Source organism: Kitasatospora sp. MAP12-44, assembly GCF_029892095.1.
GTDB lineage: Bacteria > Actinomycetota > Actinomycetes > Streptomycetales > Streptomycetaceae > Kitasatospora.
In genome coordinates, this window is sequence record NZ_JARZAE010000004.1 from 438,483 (window position 1) to 464,218 (window position 25,736).

General features: G+C 71.6%; 31 protein-coding genes and 2 riboswitches. Of the genes, 9 read left to right on the forward strand and 22 right to left on the reverse strand.

The features are described 5' to 3' along the window. Positions 1-148: 148 nt before the first annotated feature. The gene (locus P3T34_RS03070) at positions 149-1,111 is read right to left on the reverse strand and encodes a LysR family transcriptional regulator (protein WP_280664401.1); all 963 of its coding nucleotides are present in this window, start codon (positions 1,109-1,111) and stop codon (positions 149-151) included. Positions 1,112-1,149: 38 nt separating this feature from the next. Further along, positions 1,150-3,363 (reverse strand): trehalase family glycosidase, encoded by a 2,214-nt coding sequence (locus tag P3T34_RS03075; RefSeq protein ID WP_280664402.1) that lies wholly within the window; start codon positions 3,361-3,363, stop codon positions 1,150-1,152. A gap of 259 nt (positions 3,364-3,622) precedes the next feature. On the opposite strand from P3T34_RS03075, the gene P3T34_RS03080 reads away from it, so the two are divergent. Continuing rightward, positions 3,623-4,852 (forward strand): ABC transporter substrate-binding protein, encoded by a 1,230-nt coding sequence (locus P3T34_RS03080; RefSeq protein WP_280664403.1) that lies wholly within the window; start codon positions 3,623-3,625, stop codon positions 4,850-4,852. Between the two features lie 238 nt (positions 4,853-5,090). Here the strand turns inward: P3T34_RS03080 and P3T34_RS03085 are convergent, their stop codons facing one another. Continuing rightward, positions 5,091-5,468, reverse strand: coding sequence for a transglycosylase SLT domain-containing protein (locus P3T34_RS03085; protein WP_280664404.1), 378 nt, complete (start codon positions 5,466-5,468; stop codon positions 5,091-5,093). A gap of 522 nt (positions 5,469-5,990) precedes the next feature. Then, on the reverse strand, positions 5,991-6,731 hold the full coding sequence (locus tag P3T34_RS03090) for a peptidase E (RefSeq protein ID WP_280664405.1): 741 nt from the start codon (positions 6,729-6,731) through the stop codon (positions 5,991-5,993). A gap of 119 nt (positions 6,732-6,850) precedes the next feature. On the opposite strand from P3T34_RS03090, the gene P3T34_RS03095 reads away from it, so the two are divergent. Then, positions 6,851-7,141: a DUF6508 domain-containing protein gene (locus tag P3T34_RS03095; RefSeq protein ID WP_280664406.1), complete on the forward strand. Its 291-nt coding sequence runs from the start codon at positions 6,851-6,853 to the stop codon at positions 7,139-7,141. Here the strand turns inward: P3T34_RS03095 and P3T34_RS03100 are convergent. Next, on the reverse strand, positions 7,132-8,262 hold the full coding sequence (locus tag P3T34_RS03100) for an FAD-dependent monooxygenase (RefSeq protein ID WP_280664407.1): 1,131 nt from the start codon (positions 8,260-8,262) through the stop codon (positions 7,132-7,134). The two genes, P3T34_RS03095 and P3T34_RS03100, sit on opposite strands and share 10 nt — an antisense overlap. A 107-nt stretch (positions 8,263-8,369) precedes the next feature. On the opposite strand from P3T34_RS03100, the gene P3T34_RS03105 reads away from it, so the two are divergent. The 3 genes from P3T34_RS03105 (at position 8,370) to P3T34_RS03115 (ending at position 10,919) form a co-directional block, all read left to right on the forward strand. After that, positions 8,370-9,032, forward strand: coding sequence for a TetR family transcriptional regulator (locus P3T34_RS03105; RefSeq protein ID WP_280664408.1), 663 nt, complete (start codon positions 8,370-8,372; stop codon positions 9,030-9,032). A 28-nt stretch (positions 9,033-9,060) separates the two neighbouring features. Then, positions 9,061-10,086, forward strand: a complete 1,026-nt coding sequence (locus tag P3T34_RS03110) for a zinc-dependent alcohol dehydrogenase family protein (RefSeq protein WP_280664409.1) — start codon at positions 9,061-9,063, stop codon at positions 10,084-10,086. Positions 10,087-10,205: 119 nt separating this feature from the next. Beyond that, on the forward strand, positions 10,206-10,919 hold the full coding sequence (locus P3T34_RS03115; RefSeq protein ID WP_280664410.1) for a CBS domain-containing protein: 714 nt from the start codon (positions 10,206-10,208) through the stop codon (positions 10,917-10,919). Between the two features lie 15 nt (positions 10,920-10,934). On the opposite strand, the gene P3T34_RS03120 is transcribed toward P3T34_RS03115, so the two are convergent. Both P3T34_RS03120 and P3T34_RS03125 read right to left on the reverse strand, forming a co-directional pair. Beyond that, positions 10,935-11,654, reverse strand: coding sequence for a YafY family protein (locus P3T34_RS03120; RefSeq protein ID WP_280664411.1), 720 nt, complete (start codon positions 11,652-11,654; stop codon positions 10,935-10,937). A 16-nt stretch (positions 11,655-11,670) separates the two neighbouring features. Then, entirely contained in the window at positions 11,671-12,189 is a 519-nt protein-coding gene (locus tag P3T34_RS03125; RefSeq protein ID WP_280664412.1) for an alpha/beta hydrolase, read from the reverse strand. A gap of 421 nt (positions 12,190-12,610) precedes the next feature. Here P3T34_RS03125 and P3T34_RS03130 point away from each other — a divergent pair, with 421 nt between their 5' ends. Continuing rightward, complete coding sequence (locus tag P3T34_RS03130) at positions 12,611-13,768, forward strand: trypsin-like peptidase domain-containing protein (RefSeq protein WP_280664413.1); 1,158 nt, start codon at positions 12,611-12,613, stop codon at positions 13,766-13,768. A gap of 33 nt (positions 13,769-13,801) precedes the next feature. Here P3T34_RS03130 and P3T34_RS03135 read toward each other — a convergent pair whose 3' ends face one another. The 15 genes from P3T34_RS03135 to P3T34_RS03205 form a co-directional block, all read right to left on the reverse strand. After that, positions 13,802-14,329 (reverse strand): SRPBCC family protein, encoded by a 528-nt coding sequence (locus P3T34_RS03135; protein ID WP_280664414.1) that lies wholly within the window; start codon positions 14,327-14,329, stop codon positions 13,802-13,804. 17 nt (positions 14,330-14,346) lie between these two features. After that, positions 14,347-14,673, reverse strand: a complete 327-nt coding sequence (locus P3T34_RS03140; protein WP_348534611.1) for a metalloregulator ArsR/SmtB family transcription factor — start codon at positions 14,671-14,673, stop codon at positions 14,347-14,349. 171 nt (positions 14,674-14,844) lie between these two features. Next, entirely contained in the window at positions 14,845-15,015 is a 171-nt protein-coding gene (rpmF, locus tag P3T34_RS03145) for a 50S ribosomal protein L32 (RefSeq protein ID WP_280664415.1), read from the reverse strand. A gap of 26 nt (positions 15,016-15,041) precedes the next feature. After that, entirely contained in the window at positions 15,042-16,361 is a 1,320-nt protein-coding gene (locus P3T34_RS03150; protein ID WP_280664416.1) for a GTP-binding protein, read from the reverse strand. After that, positions 16,358-16,621, reverse strand: a complete 264-nt coding sequence (gene rpsR / locus P3T34_RS03155) for a 30S ribosomal protein S18 (RefSeq protein WP_280664417.1) — start codon at positions 16,619-16,621, stop codon at positions 16,358-16,360. The genes P3T34_RS03150 and rpsR overlap by 4 nt, the downstream gene beginning before the upstream one ends. A 46-nt stretch (positions 16,622-16,667) precedes the next feature. Further along, positions 16,668-17,855: a GTP-binding protein gene (locus tag P3T34_RS03160; RefSeq protein WP_280664418.1), complete on the reverse strand. Its 1,188-nt coding sequence runs from the start codon at positions 17,853-17,855 to the stop codon at positions 16,668-16,670. 126 nt (positions 17,856-17,981) lie between these two features. Continuing rightward, positions 17,982-18,287, reverse strand: coding sequence for a 30S ribosomal protein S14 (gene rpsN, locus P3T34_RS03165; RefSeq protein ID WP_280664419.1), 306 nt, complete (start codon positions 18,285-18,287; stop codon positions 17,982-17,984). Continuing rightward, positions 18,287-18,523: a 50S ribosomal protein L28 gene (gene rpmB, locus P3T34_RS03170; protein ID WP_280664420.1), complete on the reverse strand. Its 237-nt coding sequence runs from the start codon at positions 18,521-18,523 to the stop codon at positions 18,287-18,289. Before rpmB ends, rpsN begins: the two co-directional genes overlap by 1 nt. A 160-nt stretch (positions 18,524-18,683) precedes the next feature. Continuing rightward, positions 18,684-19,700: an LLM class flavin-dependent oxidoreductase gene (locus P3T34_RS03175; RefSeq protein WP_280671798.1), complete on the reverse strand. Its 1,017-nt coding sequence runs from the start codon at positions 19,698-19,700 to the stop codon at positions 18,684-18,686. Positions 19,701-19,738: 38 nt separating this feature from the next. Then, positions 19,739-20,131 carry an SCO5389 family protein gene (locus P3T34_RS03180; RefSeq protein WP_280664421.1) on the reverse strand — a complete coding sequence of 131 codons (393 nt, stop codon included), beginning with the start codon at positions 20,129-20,131 and terminating at the stop codon, positions 19,739-19,741. Beyond that, the gene (locus P3T34_RS03185) at positions 20,121-21,125 is read right to left on the reverse strand and encodes an ATP-binding protein (protein WP_280664422.1); all 1,005 of its coding nucleotides are present in this window, start codon (positions 21,123-21,125) and stop codon (positions 20,121-20,123) included. The genes P3T34_RS03180 and P3T34_RS03185 overlap by 11 nt, the downstream gene beginning before the upstream one ends. A 108-nt stretch (positions 21,126-21,233) precedes the next feature. Beyond that, positions 21,234-21,668: a universal stress protein gene (locus P3T34_RS03190; protein ID WP_280664423.1), complete on the reverse strand. Its 435-nt coding sequence runs from the start codon at positions 21,666-21,668 to the stop codon at positions 21,234-21,236. 129 nt (positions 21,669-21,797) lie between these two features. Continuing rightward, positions 21,798-22,394: a hypothetical protein gene (locus P3T34_RS03195; protein ID WP_280664424.1), complete on the reverse strand. Its 597-nt coding sequence runs from the start codon at positions 22,392-22,394 to the stop codon at positions 21,798-21,800. 30 nt (positions 22,395-22,424) lie between these two features. Next, positions 22,425-23,180 carry a divalent metal cation transporter gene (locus P3T34_RS03200; protein WP_280664425.1) on the reverse strand — a complete coding sequence of 252 codons (756 nt, stop codon included), beginning with the start codon at positions 23,178-23,180 and terminating at the stop codon, positions 22,425-22,427. Continuing rightward, positions 23,177-23,323, reverse strand: coding sequence for a hypothetical protein (locus tag P3T34_RS03205; protein WP_280664426.1), 147 nt, complete (start codon positions 23,321-23,323; stop codon positions 23,177-23,179). Before P3T34_RS03205 ends, P3T34_RS03200 begins: the two co-directional genes overlap by 4 nt. 277 nt (positions 23,324-23,600) lie before the next feature. After that, positions 23,601-23,785: riboswitch (M-box (ykoK) riboswitch) on the reverse strand. A 220-nt stretch (positions 23,786-24,005) separates the two neighbouring features. Continuing rightward, positions 24,006-24,187: riboswitch (M-box (ykoK) riboswitch) on the forward strand. Between the two features lie 379 nt (positions 24,188-24,566). On the opposite strand from P3T34_RS03205, the gene P3T34_RS03210 reads away from it, so the two are divergent. The 3 genes from P3T34_RS03210 (at position 24,567) to P3T34_RS03220 (ending at position 25,700) form a co-directional block, all read left to right on the forward strand. After that, positions 24,567-24,947, forward strand: a complete 381-nt coding sequence (locus tag P3T34_RS03210) for a hypothetical protein (RefSeq protein ID WP_280664427.1) — start codon at positions 24,567-24,569, stop codon at positions 24,945-24,947. Positions 24,948-25,015: 68 nt separating this feature from the next. Beyond that, positions 25,016-25,384, forward strand: a complete 369-nt coding sequence (locus tag P3T34_RS03215; RefSeq protein ID WP_280664428.1) for a VOC family protein — start codon at positions 25,016-25,018, stop codon at positions 25,382-25,384. 49 nt (positions 25,385-25,433) lie between these two features. Further along, positions 25,434-25,700, forward strand: coding sequence for a hypothetical protein (locus tag P3T34_RS03220; protein WP_280664429.1), 267 nt, complete (start codon positions 25,434-25,436; stop codon positions 25,698-25,700). Positions 25,701-25,736 lie beyond the last annotated feature (36 nt).

Here is a 25,736-nt window from a genome sequence, read left to right on the forward strand (position 1 = left end):
TGCTCCTGAGCGACGTGGGGGTACGCCTCGGAAGAGTGGGGTGGGTGAGACGTGACATGTAACATCTCACTGACCCTGGCCGCTGACAACGCACTGCGTGATAGCACCTCGTGTGAGCGGTGATAACGCCGTGAGCGGTGATAGCCGATCAGGGGCGAGGCGCTCTGAACTTCCGCGCGGACCACGGCTGGAGGTGCGGCACCTGGACGGAGAGGTCGCGGTAGGCCGCGGTCGCGCACCGGTGCACGGTCCCGACGATCTCATCGGCCACCCCGCCCAGCTGCCAGGCCAGCACATAGCGGCACCAAACCGGCCTGCCGGTCAGGGGTTTGACCACCACGCCGACGGAGGGAGGAAAGGTCGCCTGCACGACCGCGACGCCCAGCCCGGCGGCCACCAGGTCCTGCAACTGGCGCTGGTCACCGAGGAACTGGTGCACGGTGCCCGGGTGGAATCCGGCGGCCTGACAGGCCACATAGAAGACCTCGGGCCAGCCGGCGCCGTCGTCGGGTGTCACGAACCAGGCGTCCTCGGCCAGTTCGGACAGCGAGACCTCGATCCGGTGGGCCAGCCGATGGTCCGCGGGCAGCGCCACGAACGACGGCTCGGTGACGATCCCGCGATGCGCGACCGCGTCGGAGTGCTGCAACTCCCTTCCGGGATAGTCCGTTCCGATCGCGGCGTCCAGTTCACCGGCCTCCAGGAGCTCGACGATCTCCGCCGAGGAATAGACCGAACTGACCGTCAGCGCCAGATCCGGCAGCGCCTTGCGGATCCGGGCGACCAGACCGGACAGGATCGGGGTGTTGGTCGCGGCCAGCCGCAGGACCCGGCCGGCCCCGGCGGCGTCCCCGGCCGGGCGCCGACCGATGGCGTCCACCTGGGCGAGCACGTCACGAGCCTGGGCGACGACCTCCACCCCGAACGGCGTCGGGACCGCCCCGGCCCGGCTGCGGAGGAACAGCTCCCCGCCGAAATAGCCCTCGATCCGCTGGAGTTGGGTACTCACGGCAGGCTGCGAGTAGCCCAGGAGAGCCGCCGCGCGGCGCAGGCCACCGGTGTCGGCGATCGCACAGACCAACCGCAGATGACGAAGCTCCAGCTGTTCCATCGTTGCTCCGTGACGTGTCGATCGGTGCGGTCGCGAGCTCATCCCCGTAGCAGGGGCAGCAGCAGCGCGGCGGACCAGCTGAAGTTCGGGGAATTGCGGGCGGCTCCGGTCAGCGGATTGTAGTTCTCCGACAAGGGGACGTCCCGGGTGAGCCCGGAGGCGACGGCGAGCAGGCGGGCGGTGAGGTCGCGGGCATCGGCGGTGAAGCCGTAGCCGCGCAGGCCCTCCAGCGCGAAGTACGCCTGGTCCAGCCAGACCAGGCCGCGCCAGTAGCCCTCCGGGTCGAAGTACGGGGAGCTCGCGGAGACGGTCGGGAAGGGCAGCCGGGTGCCGAACTCGGCGGGGTCGAGCAGGCGGGCGCGCACGGTGGCGGCCTGGGCGGGTGTCGCGGTGCCCGACCAGAGTGGGATGACGCCCTCGATTCCGCGGCCCCGAGCGGTCAGCCGGGCGCCGGTGGCCAGGTCGGTGTCGTAGAACCAGCCCGTGGCCTGGTCGTACATGCTCGCGCGGACGGCGCTGTCCACGCCGTCCGCCGCCGCGCGCAGCCGCGTCGCGGCCGTCCGGTCGCCGAGGGTCTGCGCGATGGTGGCGAGGTGGCGCTTGTCCGCGGCGAGGTAGGCGTTGAGGTCCACGGAGTGCTGGGTCAGCGAGTAGCCGAGCAGGGTGCCGTCGGCGGCCCGGTTGGGGACCACGGCCGCCCCGAGTGCGGCGTCGAAGCGCGGGGCGTTGTCCATCCCGCTCTCCCAGGCGGCGGCCTGACGGCAGTCCTCGGCACTGGCGTTGCCGGGGTCCACCGTGGCGCCGTACTCGGCCAGGCCGTCATGGGCGTGGTCCCGGTTGCGGTACCACCAGTCCTGGTAGGCGGTCAGCTTCGGGTAGAGCTCGCACAGGAAGGCACCGTCCCCGCCACGCCGGTAGACCTCCCAGACCGCCCAGGAGGCCAGCGGCGGCTTGGAGTTGCGCTCGTTCCAGTTGCCGCCTCCGGTGCTCGGGTCGTTGTAGAAGATGCAGTCGGGGATCATCCCGGCGTCCTGCGGACGGGTCGGCGAGTCGGGCTGGATCTGGTAGTCGAACATCGAGCGGATCTGCGCGGCGGCGAGCTCCGGCGCGAAGCGGGCCGTGCCCACCGCCTGCTTCCAGGTGTCCCAGGCCCAGACCCCGTTGAACCAGTTGTTGGAGAGGGAGGGGGTGATCGCGTCGTGGCGGATCCGGCCGGCCGGGCTGCGCCAGTTGGTGATCAGCGTCTGCACGCATTTGACGGCGAGTCGGCGCCGGTCGGCGGGGACGCCCTCGGTCGCGCGGTCGAGGTAGCCGTGCCAGCGGGCGACGCCCGCCGCTTGGACGGCGTCGGGGGCGGTCAGCGCGTGGTCGACGGTGGCGGCCTCGCGGGTGCGCTCGGCGGCGGTGAACGTGTAGGTCTCGGCCCAGTCCAGGCTTCGGGTGCTGCCCGGGGCGAGGGTGAGCGGCGCTGTGAGCACGGTGCGGTAGGAGTCGCCGTCCACGGTGCTGCGGACCTCGCTCGCGTGGGTGATCTCGAAGCGTTCCGTGCCGTCGGTCAGGTAGTCCCAGACCTCCCGGACCCGCGCGAAGTCCACGGCGACGCCGGTGCCGGTCGCGCCGAGCGCGGGCGCGGCGTGCTGCGGCTGCTCGGTGGGGCGCAGCAGCGTGCCGCTCCAGGAGACGGCGAGGGTGCGCGGCGCGGCGGCGGTGTTGGTCAGCCGGGCACGGACGAGGGCACTGCGGTTGCCGGCGAAGCAGAGGTCCAGACGCAGCGTCAGCCCGGCGCCGAGGTCGTAGTCCTGGCGCAGCAGGCCGGGCAGGGAGGTCAGCCGCGGCGGCGCACCGGCGCAGAGGCCGAGCAGCCGGCCGTCTTCGCGGACCTCGATCCGGCTGAACCCGCTGCTCAGCCACCAGGGGTACTCCTGGGCGATGTAGAGGGGGCCGGTGAATCCGCCGTGCGCGGCGGTGTCCTCGACGGTGGGCAGGGCGTAGGCGTGCCAGGCGCCCAGGTCGGCGAAGACGGTGATGGGGTTGTCGTCGTTCGCGTCCCCGGGGTAGGCGACGGCGGGGACGCCGTGAAGGTCCAGGACGTCGGCGTAGTCCTGCTGGGTGTGGTCGCCCGGGGCTGGAGTCGGGGCCGGGGCAGGGCCTGCCGGTGCCGCCTGCGCGGTTCCGGGCAGCGCGGAGGTCGCGGCGAGTGCGGCGGCGGTGGAGGCGGCGACCAGGAAGTGACGGCGGTCCAACGGGTTCATGCGCGGTCCTCAGTGAGGTGGGTGCGGACGACGTGGGGACGACGTGCGGACGATGGCGGCTGAACACCTGTGCGGTATACGAAACGCAGAACGCGGAGAACCCGTCAAGGGTGCGACCGCCCGGGAGCAGGTGGGCGCCGAACTCATCCGCTGTTACCGAGTCGTCCTCCTGACGTTCAGTCCCCGTATCTCCCTCCTTGTGCCGTGCCGGATTTGCTGAGCCGATCCATCTGCGCGGCAGTTCGAGGAAGGCACCCTCATGACCAGCTGGACCCGGCCAGGAAGCGCGATCGCGGCGATCGCCCTCCTCCCCGCGCTGCTCGCCACCTCCGCCTGCGGTGGCTCGGCGAGTGCCGCCGCCGACTACGCGGTGATGACGTGGTCCCCGTCCGGCACCGGCGCCTTCGACCGGCCCGGGGTGACCGCGCTGGCGGAGGTCATCGGCCAGAGCGTGAACGCCAAGGGCGGGCTGAACGGGCACCACCTGCGGGTGATCACCTGCAACGAGCACAACACGGTGGACGGCGGCACCGCCTGCGTGCGGCAGGCGGTGGACGCCAAGGTGATCGCCGTCATCGGCTCCTACAGCCTGAACAGCGACAGTCTGCTGCCCGGCCTGGAGGAGGCCAGGATCCCCTACATCGGCGGATACGGCCTCTCCGCCGCCGAGTTCAGCAGCCCGCTCTCCTACCCGGTGGCCGGCGGCACCCCGACGCTGATCGCCGGCAACGGCCGCCAGCTGGTCGCGGCCGGGTGCCGGACGATCGCGCTGGTCCGCCCGGACACCGAGGCCGGCGACACGCTCACCGGATACCTCGGCAGCGCGCTGCGACCGGACGGGGTCAAGCTGGTGGACGTCCGGGTCAGCGAGCAGTCGCCCGACTACGCCGACGCGGCCCGCAAGGCGCTCGGCGACGACCAGCCGGGCACCTGCGCGAGTGACGCGCTCGCCCCCGCGCAGAGTGCGAAACTGCTCGACGCGTACCGGAAGTTGGCCCCCCAGCACACGCTGCTGGGCGCGCTGATCGGCAGCGTCCCGCAGTCCGTCGTCGGCTCCCAGGGCGCCGCCGGCGGCCCGTTGGACAACGCGTACGTGGCCGGCTGGTACCCGCCCACCTCCTCGCACGCCTGGGACGCGCTGCGCGCCATGGTGGGCGGCGACAACCGGATCGACCCCTCGGACCTCGCGGTGCAGACCACCTGGGTCGCCTACCAGGTCTTCCTGCAGGCCACCCAACACCTCCAGGACGCCGGCACGCCGCTGACCGCGAAGTCGCTGCGCGACCAGCTGGACAGCGGGGACACGCTCGACACCGGGGGCGTGACACCCCCGCTCAGCTGGGGCGCGATGCTGCCCAGCAGCGACTCGCCGCGACTGGTGAACACCTGGATCACCTATCAGCAGGTGAAGGCGGGTCAGCTGACAGAACAGCAGAGCGGCTTCCTGGACATGCGCTGGGTGCTGACCGGGGGCACGCCGCCACAGTGAGCCGGCCGTCCACCGGGGGACCGTCCACAGCGGGAACGCAAAGAGAGGGGGCCCGGCGCGCGGTCGCGCGTCGGGCCCCCTCCTTCCCCCCGCCCCGGGATGCCCTGTCCGGCGCCCGGGGCGCTGCGGAAGTGGCTTGGCGGGGAGGCGAGGCCGGACCGCTTTCGGGGTCGGCCTCGCCGGGGGTGCCCCCTTGGGTGGGTCAGGGGGCTGGTTCAGGGTGGTGGGGCTGGTCGGCTTAGTACCAGTGGTGGGTCTGCCAGAACGCCCAGGCGGCGTTCGGGCTGCCGTAGCGGGAGTCCATGTAGCTCAGGCCCCACTTGATCTGGGTGGCGGGGTTGGTCTTCCAGTCGGCCCCGGCGGAGGCCATCTTGGAGCCGGGCAGGGCCTGGACCAGGCCGTACGCGCCGGAGGAGGCGTTGGTGGCGGAGACGTTCCAGCTGCTCTCGTGCGAGACGATCTGCTCGAACGAGGCCAGCTGGCCGGCCGGGACGATCTGCGCGGCGATGGCCTGCGCGGAGGTGGCGGGGGTCGCGGCGTTGGCGGCGGGCGCGGCCAGGCCGGCCAGGCCGGCGATTCCGGCGGCGGTGGCGAGCAGGGCAGCCGAGGTACGCATACGGGTGGAGAAAATTCGCATGGGGAAGAAAGCCTCAATCGGTTGGCTGCGCTCCCGTCCGCCTGAACCGTCGGCCGGACAGGGCCGAGGGGGTCGGGACGGGGCGCGGGCACCTCATGGAGTGCGAGGGCCTGAACGGGCGCCGCAGCGTGACAGGTTGCTGCGGCGTCTGGCGACTACGCCATTGTTAGCGGGCCGCCCGCCGCCCGCCAAGACCCCCAATTACGACGCCAGGTCGTAGTAAACATCGAATTCCGCCCGGATCTGGGCATCCCCGATCCAGGGCCCGATCACGATCCAAACCTTTCAATTCGGATCATTTCGGACATTTTTTGGGGCTCTCGCAGGCCCCGATCCCCCGCCACGCCCCGCCTCACGCACCCGAGCCACCCCGCACACCCCGTCGCCACCCGCCCGTCGAGCCGCTGGAAAAGACGATCAACTATGCGCCGTCGTAGACCCCGAAGCCGCTGTGAGCACCCTCACCCCCCGCACCCGCCCACAGCCCGCAGTGGGCGGCTCCTAGCGACGCGGCGTCGGCAGCCGGCGCGGTTCGAGGCGCTCCTCGACCGCCGAGTCGCCCTCGCGTACGACGACGTAGGCGCCCTTGCCCGCCCTCTCCGTGACAGCCTCGACGAGCTCGGTCCCGTGGTAGACCAGGCCCACCCCGTCGTCGGAGCAGTGCGTGACGGGCAGGGTGCCATCCGCGACGAGCCGGTGCACCAGCGGACGGCGCCCCTGGTCGCTGTCGTAGTGGACACCGTTGCCGTAGGGAAGGAGACCGAGTGCGTTGGTGAGCGGCCGCAGCTCGCGCCCGAAGGAGTCGGTGGGGCCGCCCTGGAACCAGCAGATCGAGCCCGCGCTGACGCCGCTGAGCACGACACCGGCCTCCCAGGCGCGGCGGAAGATCGCGTCGAGCCCGTGGACGCGCCACACCGCCAGCAGATTGGCGACCGAACCGCCCATGACCCAGACGACGTCCTGGTCGAGGACCGCGCCCTCGATGTCGTCGAGGTTCGGCATGGGGAAGAGGTGCAGCGGCGTCAGGTCGAAACCGGCGACCCGGGCAGCCTCGGTCATGCGTGCGGTGAAGTGCTCGGCGTCGCCGATCGCCGTACCGACGTACATCACCCGCGGTCGGCGTCCGTGGGATCCGGACAGGTCGACGGCATGGTGCACGAGGGCGTCGAAGGCCACCATCGTGCGATCTCCGGGGCGGTGACCACCAGAGGTGGCGAGGATGGTCGGCTCTGAGGCGGTCATGGCTCGCGACCTTACCAAGTGCCCGGCACAGCCCGGACGGTGGGCATTGCGGTCCGCCGGATTCGGCGGAGTGGCACGGCTCGAAGAGAGCTCCGCGGCGGCGACAGTAGAGTGCGCGGATGAACTTTCTCAGTCTGGCCGACGTCGAAGCGCTGGCCCGGCCGGTCTGCGAGGCGCTGTCGAGTGTGGGGGCGGTGACCCCGCTGTACCACTGGACCGCCTTCCCGCTCCCGCCACTGAGCTGGGAGGAGACGTACCGCCCCGGCGACGCCGTGCGGGCGGCGACGGCCGTGGTGCGCGGGGAGCGGTTCAGCGACGGGACCATCGGCACCGCCTACCTGGACGGAACCCTGTACGCGGCCGCGTCCTCGCTGGTGGCCTGGTACGAAGCAGCGCCGGCTCAACGGTAATCCAGCTCGGCCAGCTCGCGGGCCAGCCGCATCCGGAAGGCGGGGATGTGGCCCAGCAGCGGCAGCACGAGGTTGCGCAGCCGGCGGCGCGGACCGGTGGCGGTGGCGATCCGGGTCAACCGGTCGGTGAAGGCCACCACCCGCACCGCCACCGGGCGGCGCTGGGCCTCGTAGCCGTCCAGGGTGTCGGTGGCGAAGGCCCGGCCGAGGGCGTACGCGTCCTGAATCCCGGTGTTCATGCCCTGCCCGCCGGCCGGGCTGTGCACATGGGCGGCGTCCCCGGCGAGGAGGAGTCGCCCGGCCCGGTAGCGATCGGCGACTCGGTGGTGGATCCGGAACCGGGACGACCAGATCAGCTCGTTCACCCGGGCCTGGCCCGGCGCCCGCTCGTCCAACAGCCGCTGCACATAGGCGAGGTCGGGCTCGGCCGGCGCCTCGTCCACGATCGCGACGATCCGGTAGCGATCGCGCGGCAGCGGGGCGACCACGAAGATCCCCGCCTCGCCGAAGGCCAGCGCGACCTCCGACGGACCCGGTGCCCAGTCCATCCGCACGTCGGCGAGCACGAAGGACTGCGCGTAGGCGGAGCCGGTGAACCCGATGCCCGCCGCCTCCCGGACCACGCTGTGCATCCCGTCCGCGCCCACCGCGTAGTCGGCGCGCAGCTGCTCGCCGGTGGCCATGGTGAGGGTGACCCCGGTGGCGTCCTGCGCCACGCCCGTGACCTCGTAGGGCTGGTGCAGGTCCCCGCCCAGCGCCCGCAGCCGGGCCAGCAGCACCTGCTCGGTCTCGTACTGCGGCGTGAGCAGGACGTGCGGGTACCTGGTCGGCAGGCCGGCGAACGGGACGCGCAGCAACAGGCGGGCGCCGTCGCGGACCGAGAAGTGGTCCAGGGTCAGGCCGGTGGCGATCAGCTGCTCGGCCACGCCGATCTGCTCCAGCACCTCCAGGGTGCGGGCGTGCACCACCGCGGCGCGGGAGGTGTTGGCGCCCTCGGTCAGCCGGTCCAGCAGCACGAAGTCGATGCCCGCCTCCGCGAGGGTGACGGCCAGGGTGAGGCCGACCGGTCCGCCGCCGACGATGGCGACGCGAGTGGTGGCGGGGAGTTCGGCACTGGTCATGGTGATGCCCCCTTTGAATGCAGCCAACGCTTGTTGGCCAACGCTTGTTGACAATGGTGGCGAGAATGGTCGCGCCTGTCAACAAGCGTTGGCCTACACTTGGTGGCATGACGAGCAGTGGCATGACGAGCGGCGCCGTGACGAGCGGTGCTGTGGCAAGCAGCGCAGTGACGAGCGGCGCCGTGGCAAGCAGCGGCACGACGATCAGCGAGCCGGGCCCGCGCCGATCAGCCGAGGCCACCAAGGCGGCGATCCTGCGCAGCGCCCGCGACCGGTTCGCCGCGCAGGGGTACGAGCGGACCACCATCCGGGCCGTGGCCGCTGACGCGGGGATCGACCCGTCCATGGTGATGCGGTACTTCGGCAGCAAGGAGGGGCTCTTCGACGCCGCCCTCGCCATCGACCTACGCATGCCGGACCTGACCGCGGTACCGGCCGAGGAGCTCCCGCGGGTGCTGGTACAGCACTTCCTCGACCGGTGGGAGAGCGCGCCGGCCGACGACACCCTGCTCGTCCTGCTCCGCTCCGGCATCACCAACGAGCGCGCCGCCCAACGGCTGCACGAGATCTTCGCCCGCCAGGTGGCGCCCGCCCTGGCCGTCGCCCTCGGCCCCGAGACCACCGCCCGGGTCGGCGGCCTGCTCGCCTCCCAGCTGCTGGGCCTGGCCGTCACCCGCTACCTGCTCCGCCTGCCCGCCGTCACCACCCTCACCCCGGCGCAGATCGTGGAGAACCTCACACCGGCGGTGCGAGCCACCCTGAGCCCCTGAGAGCCTTGGGAAGGGTCGGAGAATGGCGATGTCCCGGCACGAGACGTCCAGCACGACCGCCTGGGTGGTCGAGCGGCCCGGCCCGCTCGACTCGTCCCCGCTGCGCCGCGTGGAGCGGCCGATCGGGGCACCCGGGCCGTGGGAGATCCTGGTCGAGGTCGCGGCCTGCGGCGTGTGCCGCACCGATCTCCACCTGGCCGAAGGCGACCTGGCGCCGCGCACACCCCGCTGCACCCCCGGCCACCAGATCGTGGGCCGGGTGCTGCAGGCGGGCTCCGAGGTCGCGCGGTTCGTCCCGGGCGACCGGGTCGGAGCGGCCTGGCTGGCCCGCACCTGCGGCGCGTGCCGCTACTGCCGCGCAGGCCGTGAGAACCTCTGCCCCTACTCCCGCTACACCGGCTGGGACATCCACGGCGGCTACGCCGGACACACGCTGGTGGACGCCCGGTTCGCCTACCCGCTGCCCGAAGGCCCGGCCGACGAGGACCTCGCCCCGCTGCTGTGCGCCGGCATCATCGGCTACCGCGCGCTGCAACGCGCCGACCTGCCGCCCGGTGGCCGCCTGGGCATCTACGGCTTCGGCGCCTCCGCGCACCTGACCGCCCAGCTCGCGCTCTCCCGCGGCGCCACCGTGCACGTCCTCACCCGGGCCGAGGAGGCCCAGCGCCTCGCCCTGGAGCTCGGCGCGGCCTCGGCCCGGAGCGCGTACGACGGCCCGCCCGAGCCCCTCGACGCGGCGATCCTGTTCGCCCCGGTCGGCGACCTGGTCCCCGTCGCGCTGGCCGCCCTGGACCGGGGCGGCACACTCGCCGTGGCCGGCATCCACCTCACCGACATCCCCCGCCTGAACTACCAGCGGCACCTGTTCCAGGAGCGCACGCTGCGCAGCGTCACCGCCAACACCCGCGAAGACGGTCACGCCTACCTGGCCGAAGCCGCCCGGCACCGCCCCGCCGTGCATGTGCAGCGCTACGCCATGAGTCGGGCCGACACCGCGCTGGCGGACCTCGCGGCCGGCCGGGTCACCGGCGTCGCCGTCCTGCTCGCCGAGTAGCCTGCGGCTGGTACCGATCGGCGCTGTTCCAGAGCGGTGATATGGGCGCAGTCTGGGAGAAGGAGAAGGAGGGCGATCACGCCCTCGGCAGGGATCCACACCCAGGAGGCGTGAGGGCCATGCAGCACCGCACCGTCCACGACGTGATGACCCAGGGGGTCGTCACCGCCCGGCCCGACACCCCTTTCAAGGAGGTCGCCGGACTGTTCCACCGCAACGACGTCACCGCGGTCCCCGTCGTCGACGACCGGGACCGCCCGCTCGGGATGGTCTCCGAGATGGACCTGCTCCGCAGCGAGGCCCTCCAGCCGGACCCCGCAGGCCACGGCGCCTCGGCTCAGTCGAGCCCGGACGAGCGGCCCCGCGCCGAGGCCGCGACCGCCGGCGCGCTGATGACCAGCCCCGCCGTCTCCGCCCGCCCCGAGTGGAGCATCGTCGAGGCGGCCCGGGTGATGGACCGCAAGAGGGTCAAGCGCATGCCCGTGGTCGACGAGACCGGACGGCTGGTCGGCATCGTCAGCAGGAGCGACCTGCTGCGGCTCTTCCTGCGCCACGACGCGGCCATCCACGAGGAGATCATCCACGACGTCATCGGCGAGACCCTCTGGCTGACCCCCACCGCAGTCCAGGTCGCCGTGCACGAGGGCGTTGTCACCCTGGCCGGCCGCGTCGAACAGAAGAGCCTGATCCCGGTCGTCGAACGGCTCTGCCGCTCGGTCGACGGCGTCGTAGCCGTCCACCACACCCTCGGCTACACCGTCGACGACACCGGGACCGACCTCGGCGAACCCCTCACCCACGGCACGGTCGGCCCGTTCACCTCCCACCGCTGACACGCCGCGCGCACCTCATCGTGGGGGCGCGAGTGAAGCCAGCGCGGTGGGCCGCACCGCACCGGCGGCGGCCGAGCCGCGCAGCAGGTCGGCCAGGTCGTGGGGCTGCGCCTGCTCACCGGTCGCAGCCGCCGCGGTGATCCGGTCCAGCCGGAAGCCCCGACCGGCCCGCCGGGTGCGGCACCAGGCGATGAGGTACCACCGGCCGTCGGCGGTGAGCAGTCCGGCCGGTTCGACCACGCGCTCGCTCTCCCGTCCAGCCGCGTCGACGTAGCGCAGCTGCAGCACCGTGCCGTTGCTGAGCGCCTGTTCCACCGCGACGCGGACCGACTCCTCGGTCCGCGCCGGCAGCGCGACGATCCGTGCGGCGAGTTCCTGGGCCGCCACCGAGGCGGGACCGGTCATCGAGGCCGCTATCTTCTGGGATGCCGTGCGGGCCGCACCGGCGTAGGGGGCCGAGGAATCGGCCACGGCGAGCGCGGCGACCAGCGCCGAGGCTTCGTCGGCGGTGAAACGGATCGGGGGGAGCGTCATCGCCGGGTCGATCGACCAGCCCCCGCCTCGCCCTGGGGTGGCCCGCACCGGGACACCGGCCTCCAGCAGTGCCTGAAGGTCGCGTTGCACCGTGCGCGCGGCGACCTCGAACCGCGCGGCGAGCGCCGCGACCGTCAACGGCCGCGGCGCCGCCGCGCGCAGCTCTTCCACCAGCGCATAGAGCCGAGCAGTGCGATTCATGCGGCTGACGCTACCGTCACGCGGTGGCCAGGAACTCGCGCTCACGCTGCAGTTCGCGCTCGGTGATGGCCAACGGGAACAGCGTGAAGCCGTGCATCGCGCCGGCGACGACGCCGAGTAGCCAGCGGGCGGCCGCTTCGCAGTCGTCGGGTCCGGCGGGGAACGGGTGCTCCGGCGCCAGGCGGTAGTCCACGCTCACCACGGCCAGCCGGGCCTGCACGGCAGTCCGCCACAGCCTCTCGTCCTGCCCGTCCGCGGAGCCGAACGCCCAGCCGCCGCCGTGGATGTGGAGGTACACGCCGTCCACGTGATCCGGCACGAACACCCGGACCTTGACCCCGCCCGCGATGACGCGGTCCTGGCCCTGCGGCAGTCGCACCGGCGGCGTGTCGCCGCCGAGCCGGTTGCGCCGCAGGAGGGCCAGTACGGCTGCGCCCGGCGCCTGCCCGCGAGGTGGACGGCTCGCGGCGGCGGCCTCGAACTGATCGTTGAATGCCAGGGTTTCGGCGAGGCAGTCCTCGTCTGTCTTCGTCATGCGTCGACTGTCGCAGCCGTCCGCGACAACACCCTGTCACCCTTTCCAGGTGACCTGCGTCACATACTGCGCCGACCACGTCACCCGCCGTGCACCGGGAATCCGCATTAAAGAAGAAGCTCATCCAGCGTTCACACGGATTCACGCCAAAGGCTCGCACCATGGAGGAAGCAGGCACCAACTCGGCCCGCCGGGGCCGCAGGCTCGTGGGGTGTCCGCGCCGAGAACGTCTGATGGGGCCGTCATGAGCGGAAATCAGGAACCAGGGACACCGCTCCCGTCCGGGGGCACCGACAGCAGGGGCCAGCACGGCCCGTCCACCGGCTGGGGCCCGCCGCCGGACCCGGATACCCGGGTCCCCGGCCCGCCGCCGCACCCGCACCAGCCCCCGCACCAGCCGTTCGGGTCCGCCACTCCGCCGATGCCCCCGTATCCGCCGGGCCCCGTGCCGTACGGCTACGGCTATCCGCCACCACCACGGCGGCGCGGGGGGCGCGTCTACCTGGCGCTACTGGCCGCGGTGCTGGTGGCCGCAGCGGCGGGCGTCGGGATCGACCGCGCCTGGCGGTCGTCCGGCGAGGCGGCGCCGTTCACCTCCACCTCCACCTCCACCGCCGGTGGCTCGGCCGGCGATGTCGCCGCCAAGGTGGACCCGAGCCTGGTGGACATCAACGTCACGCTCGGCTACCAGGGCGGGCAGGCCGCAGGGACCGGCATCGTACTCACCACCACCGGCGAGGTGCTCACCAACAACCACGTGATCGACGGCGCCTCCTCGGTCACCGCGACCGACGTAGGCAACGGCCGCACCTACACGGCGACCGTCGTCGGTTACGACCGCACCGGCGACCTGGCGGTCCTCCAGCTGAAGGACGCCTCCGCACTGGCGACGGCGAATCTGGGCAACTCCTCCAAGGTCGCGCTGGGCACGGCGGTGACGGCCATCGGCAACGCCGGCGGCACCGATCAGACGCCGTCGGCGGCCCAGGGCAACGTGACCGGACTCGACCAGTCGATCGCCGCCAGCGACCAGGGAAGCGGCACCACCGAGCAGTTGACCGGGATGATCCAGGTGGACGCCGACGTCCAGCCGGGCGACTCGGGCGGTGCGCTGGTGGACTCCACCGGCGCGGTCATCGGCATCGACACCGCCGGCGCCACGACCAACGACCCGCAGCAGCAGTCCGCGGCGCAAGCCTTCGCCATCCCCATCAACACAGCGCTGCCGGTGGCCAAGCAGATCGAGGCGGGCAAGGCCAGCACGGACGTGCACGTGGGTCCGACGGCGTTCATCGGCGTGGAGGTCGCCACCGGTTCACCCTCGATTCCGGGGGCCGGCACCGGCACCGGTGGCGTGTCGATAGCGGGCGTCATCGCAGGCTCCCCGGCCGCCCAGGCGGGACTCACCGAAGGCGACGAGATCACCGCCGTCAACGGGCAGGCCGTCAACGGTCCGGACGCACTGACCACCCTGATGACCGGCCAGAAGCCCGGCCACACCGTGACAGTCCAGTGGATCGACACCGGCGGAACCCAGCAGAGCGCAACGATCACGCTGGTCACCGGCCCGGCCGGCTGACCCTTCTGCTCTTCGGCTGGCCGCCTGGGCCTGCTACGGCTTGGGCTCCCAGCCGGGTGGGGGGCCGATGGTGCTGGCTTCGGGCCCGAGGGCCGCGACGTAGCGGGGGTGGATCTCGGCCCACTTCTGGCCCGGGGTCCAGGGCTCGGAGCGGCCGTCGAGGTGGACGGCGAGGAGGTCGAGGCATTCGTGCCAGCCGGCGCCGTCGCGGGCGGCCTTGCCGCGCTCGTCGAAGGTGTCCAGCAGGACGAGTGTGCAGCCGCCGTCGTTCGGGGTGACCTCCAGCCGGATCACGTCCGGCCCCCACTGGAACTCCAGTAGTGAGGGCGGCTGGTAGGCCAGCACATCGCCCTTGAAGTCGGGCCCGCGGCCCTCCGGGTCGGCGAAGGTCAGCGTACTGCCGACCGTCCAGTCGCCCGTGACGATGTGCGGGAACCAGGCCGCCAGGTGCTCGCGTTCGGTGATGGCCCGCCAGACCTTCTCGGGAGGGTACGGGAGTTGGCGGGTGAGGCGCAGGCGCCAGCGGTCGCGGCTCTGCTCAAGGCTGCCGATGCCGGTCATCAGGATCTCCTGTGGGTTCAGGGGTGCTCGTGCTCGTCCATCTGGTCGAGGTGACGTTCGAGCTGGTCCAGGCTGGTGCCCCAGGCCGCGCGGTACGGGGCGAGCCAGCTGTCGAGTTCGAGCAGCGGTCCTGGTCGCAAGCGGTAGAGCCGGCGCTGCTCCGCGACGCGCACCTCGACGAGTCCGGCTTCGCGCAGGACGCGCAGGTGCTTGGAGACGGAGGGCTGACTCGCCGCCAGTTCGGCCGCGAGCTCGCCCACCGACCGCTCGCCGTCGCGCACGAGATCGAGTATGCGGCGGCGCCGCGGTTCGGCGAGCACTTCGAAGACCGATGTCACACTCACGAGTATCCCTGTGCGGTTATATGCCTGTCAAGGAATATTTGCCGTTGGATCATGGTGCAGCTAAGGTCTTGCCGTGCGTCGCCAAGGATGCACGGAGGGTAGTCGGGCGGACCTGCTGACCGCTGCGCGACCCTCAGCCGCGGGCTGAGGGTCGCGCAGCGGACCGGCGTTTCAGGGCTTGAGGACCAGCAGGCCCCGCTCGTACGCGCGGACCAGGTTCTGCGGCACGAGCTGCTCACGGCCGTCAACGGTGATCGGCACCAACTGGGGGGCGGTCGCCTTCCACTGGGCGCGGCGGTGCCTGGTGTTGCTGCGGGACATCTTGCGCTTGGGTACGGCCATGCGAGGTTCCTCCTCGGAGTAATGGGCTATGCGTGGGCGTAGTCGTGATCGTGGTCGTGGTCGTGGTCGTGCTCGTGGTCGTTGTCGTGGTCGTGGTCGTGCTCGTCCTGGAGGCCGTAGTCGTCCCACTCCGGGAACGGGTCCTCGAACGTCGTCCAGGCGTGTGGGCCGGCTGCCTGCTCGGCGCCGTCCAGCAGGCAGCCGGTGAGCGCGGCGTGCAGGGCGTCCTTGCGCAGCGCGGTGCCGATGAAGACCAGCTCCTGGCCGCCGTGCGCCTGCTCATCGCCCAGGCCGGTCACGTCGCCCAGGCTGGTCAGGCCGGGCAGGCTCGTCGCATCGCTCAGGCCGGGCGGCAGCGGCCCGGCGCTGCGGGTCGCGCGCATGCCCGAGGGCTCGAACCGGGCGACGGATCCCGCCTGGGACCACAGGCCGGTGACGGCGGGTCGGGAGGCCAGCCAGAAGAAGCCCTTGGAGCGCAGGACCGTGCCGAACTCCCCCGTGTCGAGGCGTCCGCTGATGAACTCCCAGAGCCGGCCCGGATGGAACGGCCGTTCGGCGCGGAAGACCAGGCTGCTGATGCCGTACTCCTCGGTCTCCGGCACATGGTCGCCGTTGAGTTCGGCCACCCAGCCCGGGGCCTCCTGGGCCTTGGTCAGGTCGAACAGCCCGGTGCCGAGGAGTTCGGCGGGCGGCACGCGTCCCTCGGTGGCGCGCACGATCCGGGCGGCGGGATTGAGGCGGCTGAGCGCTGCGGCCAGGCGGTCGGCCTCGTCCGCGCTGACCAGGTCGGTCTTGTTGAGGACGAGAACATCGGCGAACTCCACCTGGTCCATCAGCAGGTCGCTGACGGTGCGCTCGTCGTCCTCGTACTGGTCGAGCCCGCGGGCCGTCAGCTCGTCGCCGCCGCGCAGTTCGGGCAGGAAGTTGGCGGCGTCGACCACGGTGACCATGGTGTCCAGGCGGGCGACATCGCCCAGCATGGCGCCGTCGTCGCGGGCGAAGGCGAAGGTCGCGGCGACCGGCATCGGCTCGGAGATGCCGCTGGACTCGATCAGCAGGTAGTCGAAGCGACCGGCCCGCGCGAGGCGGTCAACCTCCTCCAGCAGGTCGTCGCGCAGGGTGCAGCAGATGCAGCCGTTGGTCATCTCGACCAGCCGCTCCTCGGTCCGCGAGAGCGCTCCCCCGCCCTCGCGGACCAGCGCCGCATCGATGTTGATCTCGCTCATGTCGTTGACGATGACCGCGACCCGCAGGCCGTCGCGGTTGTTCAGCAGGTGGTTGAGCAGCGTGGTCTTTCCCGCGCCGAGGAACCCGGACAGCACAGTGACCGGGAGCCTGCCGCTCACCGGCCGGCCTTCACGGGGGACGTGACGCCGGAGCCGTACGGCAGCAGCGCCATCTCGCGGGCGTTCTTGATAGCCGTGGCCATCGCGCGCTGCTGCTGGACGGTGAGCCGGGTGACGCGGCGGCTGCGGATCTTGCCGCGGTCGGAGATGAACTTCCGCAGCAGATTGGTGTCCTTGTAGTCGATGTAGGTGATGCGGGCCTCGTGCAGGGGGTTGGCGCGAGGCTTGCGGTCCTTGCGGGCCGGGGCGATCTTGGTCATGGTCGGCACTCTCTTTCAGGTTCTCGCCAGCGGCGGGGGGACGGGTTCAGCAGACCGGGTCGAGCAGCTCCTCGAAAGCGTCCGGCAGGGCCTTCCAGCCGGGCTCCCCGGCGGCCAGCTCGGCCTCCGTGAGCAGGCAGGAGTCGAGCAGCTCGGTGATCCCGTCCACGTCCAACCCCTCTGCGGTGAAGCTCAGTTGCTGCACCCGGTCTCCGTGGACGGGATCCCAGTCGAGCGCCGCTGCCGCCCGGCGCGCGGGCGGGTAGAGCTCCCAGGCCGCGTCGGGGAGGGTGGCCAGCCAGGGGCCGCACTCCTCGACCGCCAGGTTGGCGCCGGCCGCGTCCCAGGCGAGCATCAGGTCAGGGCGGTTGGCGAGCCAGAAGCGCCCCCGGCTGCGCTGGGCGGCCGGAACGAGCTGGTCCAGCGCCTCGTACAGACGGCCGGGGTGCAGCGGTTGGCGCCGCTCCCAGACCAGGGTGGCGACGCCCGCCTCGTCGGCGGTCTGGGGCAGCAGGGCCAGCGCCGGGTTGACCCGGTCGCGGGCGTCCTCCACGTCGAAGCCTGCGAGCGCGGCGGCGGCGAGCGTGCCGGTGCCCAGCCGCACCGCCCGTGCGGTCGGGCGCAGTTGGCGCAGCATGGCAAGACCGGCGTGCAACTCCTCGCTGCCGGCGGCTTCCCGAGGGACGCTGACGGCCAGCACGTTCGCGTACTCGATCTGGTGGGCGAGCGCTTCGGCCAGCGTGCGATCGTCGTCGGCGCTGGTGTGGAGGTGGTGCTCGGAGAGCTCGTCCGACACCGAGAGTTCGGGGACGACCCTGAGCGGGTCCACGGCGGTGATCACGCCCACCACCTCCACCACCTCGTGCATGCAGCGGTCGCCGACCTCGCCGCCCGCGATCACCTCGACCAGCGGATGAGGGTCGCTGCCACCCCACAACTCCACCACCGCCAGGCGGTGGTGGCCGGCCTCGGCGATCTTCCGCAGTTCGGGCAGCAGGTCCTCGCGCAGGGCGCAGCACGGGCAGTCGTTGGTGAGCGGCAGGTGGGCGTCGCCCAGCGGGCCCGACGTGTCCCAAACCCCCCGGTACACCCGCCCCTCTCCCGCGCGGTTCAGGTCGTGGTGCAGCACCACCGCGCCCTCGCAGTCGGCGAGCAGCTCCAGGACGGCCTGACGGCGCTCGGCCTCGTGGAGGCCGCCGACCACCACCACGGGCAGCAGGCTGGGTTGGGACACGGGTCTTCCTTTCTGACGATCTGGCGTTCTGGCGTGCTGACGGTCTGGCTGGGGGTCGCGCCCCGGGCCGCACGGCCCGGGAGAGCCCACGCGGCACGGGGCGCGACCGGCTGATGGAGCCGGCTGCTACCAGCTGGACTTGCGCACGCCGGGGAGGAATCCGGCGTGGGCCTGGTTGCGCACGCTGATACGGGACAGCCCGAAGGCGCGCAGGTAGCCCCGCGGGCGGCCGTCGACGGCGTCGCGGTTGCGGACCCGGGTGGCGCTGGCGTCGCGCGGCTGGCGCTGCAACTCAGCCTGGGCGGCGAGGCGTTCCTCGGCCGAGGTGGCGGGCGAGGCGATCAGGCGCTTGAGTTCGGCGCGGCGCTCGGCGTACCTGGCGACGACGGTCCGGCGCTGGTCGTTCTTGGCGATCTTGCTGCGCTTGGCCATCAGACCTTCTCCCCACGGGCCCGCAGCCGGGCGACGGTCTTCTCGATGCCGAGCTTGTCGACGGTCTTGATGCCCTTGGTGCTGAGCGTCAGCTGGACGAAGCGGCGCTCGCTCGGCAACCAGTAGCGCTTGGTCTGGATGTTGGGGTCGAAGCGGCGCCGGGTGCGGCGGTGCGAGTGCGAGATGGCGTTGCCGAACCCGGGCTTGCGGCCGGTGAGTTGGCAGTGGGCGGACATGGCGACTCCGAATGGCAGGAGGAAAGCGGCAGCGAACGCGGCGACACACGGGAACAGCACCGCTGCCGCGAAGCGTTGGGCCTGACACTACACTAGATGAAAACGAAAACCATTACGCTATAGTCGGACTCACGCCTGGAGGCCGGTCGGTCTACGCACCTCAACCCAGTAGCGGCAGCACCTCGGCGCCGAGCCGGGCGACGTTGCGCAGCGTGCGCCGACGGCCCCCGGCGCCCTCGACCAGCAGCGCGAAGCGCCGGATACCGGTGCGCTCCGCCGTCGCGGCCAGCCGGTCGGCGCACTGCGCGGGCGTGCCGACCGCGTGCAGGTCGCAGAGCAGCGCCGCATACCCGTCCGGATCGCGCAGCGGTCTCGGCCGCCCGTCCACCGTGCGATGCGCGCCAAGGCCGATCCGCAACCAGCCCGGCATCGACTCCATCAGCACCCGGCGGGCCTCGGCGGCGCTGTCCGCGATCTGCACCAGCCCGGCTGCGACGTGCTCGCGCTCGGCCCGGGCGATCTGCTCAGCGGTGCGACCGGCGCCGCGTGCGGCCTCCCGGTAGGCGGCGGCCATTTCGCGCTTCTCGCCGTCGTCGCAGTGCATCCCGAGCAGCATCGGCAGTCCGCGCTCGGCGGCCAGCCGCACGCTGCCGGGCGACGTGCAGGCGAGCAGCACCGGCGGGCCCTGCGTCGCACGGGGCACCACGTCGACCTCGGGGAAGGAGTAGCACGGTCCGTCGGCGCCCACCCGGGAGTCGCGCAGCCAGCGCAGCAGCAGGTCCAGCGACTCGGGGTAGCCCTGCTCGTACGCCCGCACGCCCGCGGCGAAGACCTCCAGGTCGATCCACGGGCCGCCGCGCCCCACGCCGAGCGTGAATCTGCCGCCGGACGTGAGATGGAGCAGCGCCGCCTGCTCCCCCAGCGCGACCGGGTGCGTCGTGGGCAGCACGCTGACCGCGGTGCCCACGCCGATCCGGCGGGTGCGGCCGAGGACCAGCGCGGCGAGCGTCGTCGCCGACGGGCAGATCCCGTACGGCACGAAGTGGTGTTCGGCCAGCCAGACGCTGTCGAGCCCGGCCGCTTCGGCGGCGACCGCGGCGTCCACCGTCCGGCCCAGCACCTCCGCGTGCCCCTGCCCCGGGAACTGGGCGGCGAGCAGGAACGCTCCGGCGCGGATCGGGTCCGCCCGCCGGCCGTCCACGGATCCGTCAGAACTCAGCAGTCCCTGAACTCCGGTGACTGGTTGAGCAGTTGGGAACGGACCGAGGTGAACTTCCGGTACGGCTCGTCCTGCTCGCAGCCCGGCCGGAAGGCGGCGACCCGGTGGCAGTTCATAAAGGCCAGGCGCACCCCGAAGTGGCGTTCCAGACTGCCCCGGATGGCGTCGCTGGCCAGCGCGCGCAGCAACTGGCCGCGCTCGGCCTCCGACGGCGGCGGCGTGGTGTTGTCGGCGAACGGCGCTTCTCCTGCGGCCAGTTCGGTGCTGAGCCCGGCGATCAGCTGGTACGCGTACGGCAGGGAGGTGCGGACGGTGTCGACGAAGTCGGATTCGTCGACCTCTCCACGCTCGGCGCGGGCCAGCAGAGCCGGGGAGACATCAAGCGACATTCGAGTTCCATTCCTGGCGGGGCTGATGGACAAGGGATGCGGAAAGGGCGGTCGGGCCGTGGACGAAGCCCGGGTCGACCTGGGCGCCCAGATCCTCGCCGGTGGCCCGGTTCGCCCAGGCCGTCGCGTTCTTCAGATGAAAGGCCACGGCCTGGGACTGGAAGGCCTCCCAGTCCTGCGGCCGGGCGTCCACCGCCGCGCGCAGCCGGTCCAGGGCGGCCAGGTTCGCGGGCTCCAGCCGGTTCAACTCGGCGTACCGCCCCTGCTCCAGCGCACGGACGTAGGGCGAGTGCTCCAGGCAGACCAGCAGGTCGCCCCCGACCTGCTCGCGCAGGAAGTCCACATCGGCGGGCCCGGTGACCTTGTTGCCGACCACGGCGAGCGCCACCTGGTGCTCGGCCGCGTAGTCGCGGTACTGCCGGTAGACGGACACTCCCTGGCGGGTGGGCTCGGCCACGATGAAGGTCAGGTCGAAGCGGGTGAACATGCCCGAGGCGAAGGAGTCGGCGCCGGCCGTCATGTCGACGACCACGTACTCGCCGGGCAGGTCGACCAGGTGGTTCAGATACAGCTCCACCGCGCCCACCTTGGAGTGGTAGCAGGCGACACCTAGATCCTCCTCGGTGAAGGCACCGGCCGCCATCAGCCGCACACCCGCCACCTCGCGCGCCAGCTCCCGGTGGATCGGATCGCCGCCGCCGGGCCGCAGGAGGCGCGAGCCGCGACCGGGCGGCGTCGTCTTGACCATGGCAGCGACCGACCGGATCAGCGGATTGGTGCCGCGCAGGTACTCCTTGATCTCGGTGAGGCGGCCGCCCATGCCCGGCAACCGCGCGGCCTCGTCTTCGTCCAGCCCCAGGGCGACCCCGAGATGCTGGTTGATGTCGGCGTCCACCGCCACCACGGTCCCGCCGTCGGCGGCCAACCTGCGGGCGAACAGCGCGGAGAGCGTGGTCTTGCCGCTGCCGCCCTTCCCCACGAACGCAACCTTCACGGCGCTCGAACTCCTAACGAAAATGACATCCATTTACATTAGTTACTGTCGGCCATCCATGACACTCTGTCAAGCCGACCGGATGGCACCGTGCTTGAGATCTGCCGATCAGGGCACGACGAGGATCGGCGCCGGGGCATCGCGGGCGAGCGCGGCGCCCACCCGGTGGGAGAGCAGGCGACGCCAGCGGGCCGTGGAGGCGCCGACGACGATCAGGTCGGCGTGGCACCGGCGCGCGCAGTCGCGCAGGGCCGCGCTCGGAGCGGCATCGCTGATCTGCATCCGCCACCGGACGTCCAGTCCCGCGAGTACGGCTTCGGCCTGTCGCAGCAGTGCCTGGACCCGTTGATCGCGCCGCCGGACGTGGGTGGGCCACAGTGCGGGGTCCTCGTCCGCGGCCAGGAGCAGCAGATCGGCTCCCGTGCGTGCGGCGTGGCCGGCGGCGTAGGCGAGTGCCCGGTCTCCTCGCGGGCTGCCGTTGAAGCCCACCAGGACGAGCACCCGCTGTTCAGGGCAAGGGCGCCGAGCGGATGTCGTCGGCATGGATAGCCTCCCAACGCGGAGCGAGTACGAGCCTGGGGCGTGGCGGCCCCCTCACGCCCGCCACGCCCCAGTCCGCTACCGTCAAAAAAGCCCGTTACCGTCAAAGCCTGTTACGTCAGGCCGTCGTGGTCAGCCCGTGTACAGCTGGACGACCTTGACGATCACCAGGATCACGGCGATCAGCAGGTAGCCGCGCAGGGTGAGCAGGCCGGCCTTGCGCAGCGGGGAGAACTGCGGCTTGGGCAGGGTCTCGAGAGCCGGAGTCCGCCAGGCCATCCGGTCGGCCTCCAGCAGGTCCTTGCGCTCGGCGCGCGTCAGCGGTGCGGTGTCGAGCCGCTCGATATTGGTCAGGTCGATATCGGTCAGGTCGACTGCGGCGAACGCCGCCTCGGCTGCCGCGTTGGCGGAGCTGCGGGAGCGCAGGGCGACGCACGTGCCGCCGAGCAGCCCGATGCCGGCGCCGACGGCGAAGCCGGTCTCCAGCTGGGCGGTGGTCAGGCCGGGGAAGACGGTCGCGGCGGTCAGAGCCAGCGAGAGCAGGACCAGCACCCAGACGATGACGCCGGCGACGATGTTCTGCTTGACGGTGTTGACCCAAGGCCCCAGCACCGCACGGTCGTTGCAGAGCAGGACCAGGAAGACGGTGGCGGAGGGGAGAAGGACGCCGGCCAGCGCCTGGACGCCCTGGGTGATCAGGCCCTGCAGGTGCGCGTCGGAGACGAGCATGATGGTGGCCGAGATGCCGATCAGGATGGGCTAGCCGACGTAGAAGATCGGGGCTTCGGAAGGCTTCCAGTGCAGGGAGTGGCGCTTCTTGAGGGTGTCGCCGAGGGTATAGGTGGTGGCGAGGCTGACGGCGTTGGCGCCGACGAGCGCGGCGTCGAGCAGGACGATCGCGAAGAGCGAGCCCAGCGCGTGGCTGCCGTGGGTCTTGAGGCCGTCGGCGACGGCTCCCGCGTCGGCGAACTGGCCGAACAGGTCGGTGTTCTTGAAGACGAACGCGGAGGTGGCCATGATCGCGACGCCGCCGATCATGACGACGGCGATGCCGATCCACAGGTCGGCGCGCTCGTAGCGGATCCAGCGCGGGGTGATGCGCTTGTCGACCACGTTGGACTGCTGGAAGAACAGCTGCCAGGGCGCGACGGTGGTGCCGACGATGGCGACGATGATCAGCAGGAGCGTGGAGTTGAGGCCGCCGGGGAACTGCGGGACGAAACCGGCCGCGGTCTCGCCCACCTTGGGGTGCGACATCAGGGCCATCGGGAGCATGACGATGTTCAGCGCGATCAGCGCGAACAGGAAGCGCTCCCAGCGGCGGAAGGACCCACCGGCCACGACGGCGAAGAGCAGGACCGCAGCCAGTGGCACCGAGACGTACTTGGGGATGCCGAAGTAGTTGAGTGCGAGTGCGACGCCGATGAACTCGGTGACGATGGTGAGGGAGTTGACCAGGAACAGGTCACCGACGGAGAAGGCGCCCCAGAACCTGCCGAAGCGCTCGAAGATCAACCGGGCGTGGCCTTGATCGTGCCCAGCGCGCCGACGATGTCGCCGACGTGCGCGCTGTCCATCACCGCCGAGGTGGCCGGGGCGCCGGCCACCGGGTCATCGGGGCCGTGCCCTGGGGCGGAACGGGTGCTGTTGAAGGCCATGTCGAATCTCCTCCTGCGAAATGCCTGCAGGCAGGCTGAAGACACGCCCGTACTCGGGCACGTCGAAGGGTCGGGGCCGGGGCAGGTGGTGGCAGCAGCCTTGAGCGCAGCGTGAACCGCACCCGCACCCGCATCCGCACCCGCGGCGTCCGCGGAGCGGGTCCGGGACGGCTACGGGTGAAGGTGAAGGACGTGCGAGCAGGCCGGACCGACCCCCGGCGGGCAGCCGGGGCCCCCGGGCAGCACAGGACCAGGCTCGGCCACGGGCTGCTCTTGGCGGACACCCCTCACGTAAGAGTTTCGACACTGCACGGCGTGATCCCGCCCGCAACTTGCGCGAGCGGGAAGCCACTTGGGGTCACCCCTTAATCCGAGGAGACCTGTCCTGACCCTGGGCGTCTCTCGACGTCGTCGGGTCAGTGGCCTGTATCCGTGCAGACGCCTCACCGAACGAGGTGTCACGTCGCACAGTATGGCCCTCCTCGTTGACTGCCTGTCAAGTCCGCCCTTTCACCTTCTTTTCGCAGCTGCGAGGCCTGGGCAACTGACACGATCAGGCTTCTGACCAGGCCGGAATCCGCGGCGCCCGGAAGGGCACCCGACTGTCAGAGAAGTGTCAGGATCGACCTGCGCGGGGGTTGCGCAACCCGATCGGCGGTCTATAGTCGATGTGGGTTTTAAGAAGGCACCTCGTTCGGTGAGGCGTCGTCATGGACACAGGCCACTGATCCCACCCGTCGAGAGACGCTCCGGATCAGGACAGATCTTCCCGACCTAAGGGTTGATCCCAAGTGGCTTCCCGCTCGCTGAGGCAGCAGGGATCACGCCGTGACGTGCCAAAGCTCTGACGAGTTGGGGTGAGCCGGCCATTCGGGCCGGTCCGCTCCTTGCCGTGTCGATTCGGCGCACCGCTGTGCGTCCCGGCCGGAAGGAGGCGAGAGACATGGATTCGAGTTGCAGTAGTCCGGGCCACAAACGGCCCCCCGTCCGCTTGTCCTCGCTTCACTCCGGCACGCGCTGACCCGTTCCCACACGGTCGGCCTCTGCGCCATGCCCGCGGTTCGCCCCACCTCGACTCGGACGGTCCCAACCGAGTCGACCGGGGCGTCCGAACGCTGCGCGTGCCTCCCAACAGCCGTGGCAACAGCCTTGGCACTCCAGGGGGTTCACCATCACCAGCCTGACGTTCAACCAGACCGCTCGGCGGCCGCGCACCACGACGCGCGAGACCACCAACACCGGCTTGGGCCTCTCCCGGCTGCTGCGGACGATCCGCCGTAGAGACGCACTCCCCGCGCGGCACACCACCGCACAGCCGACGCCGGCAGCGTCGCAAGCCGACCGAGCACCCGCGCCCACGGCCCGCGGCTGCCTCCGCCTGACCCTGCACGACGGGATCTCCCGGCTCTACCTCATGGACGCCCGCGACTTCGCAGCCACCACCTCACCCGACGTCGCCTACGACGCCCGGGTGCACGCCGCCTACCTGCTGGCCCTCCAGGGCCACCGCCCCGAGTGGCTTGCCCAGCATCTCGACCTGCCCGCGTCAGCCACCGCCGGCATCGCCAAGCAGGCCGAGAGCTCAGGCCCGGACGGCCCGGGCACCATGCCCCCGCGCCGCTGAGTCTCTGAGCCGCAACCACCACCGCAGGCCTGGCCCACCAGCCCTTCGACCCGAAAGGCGACACTCCCGTGCTCGTCTCACTCGATCACGTCCAGCTCACCGCGCCCCCCGGCAGCGAGGACGCGCTGCGTGCCTTCTACACCGGCGCACTCGGCATGACCGAAATCCCCAAGCCGCCCCAACTCTCCAGCCGCGGTGGCTGTTGGTTCGCCGCCGACGACGGCCGCGTCCAGCTCTTCCTCGGCATCGAGGACCACTTCCGCCCTACCACCAAAGCCCACCCGGGACTGCGCGTCAGCGGCATCGACACCCTCGCCGAACGCGTCGCCGCACACGGAGCCCCGGTCGTCTGGGACGACTCCCTCCCTCCGAGCCGCCGCTTCTACAGCCAGGACCCGGTCGGCAACCTGCTGGAGTTCCTCGAACCCGCGCCCTGACCCTCCCGCGCACCCCAACCGCACGCCGCTCCCCGGAGGTGACGTTCCCATGTCCGTTTTCGCCGCGTTCCAGTCCCGCAGCCCGTTCCCCGCCACCCATGCCCGGGGCGGCCTGCGCGCCTTCCTGACCGCCTTCCCGCGCAGGATCAGCGACAACCCCCTCGACCACAGCATCCTCCGCCTCCTCGACACCCCCGCTCCCGAGCGCACAACCGCCCCTGCCCGCAAGGCGGTTCAGCTGCACGCCCACTGGCGCACCGTCACCGGCCCCGACGGCAGCCACCGCATCGAAGCCGGCTGGCACGGCAGCAACTGAACGCCCCCCGAACCCACGCACCCGTACGGAGGCAGA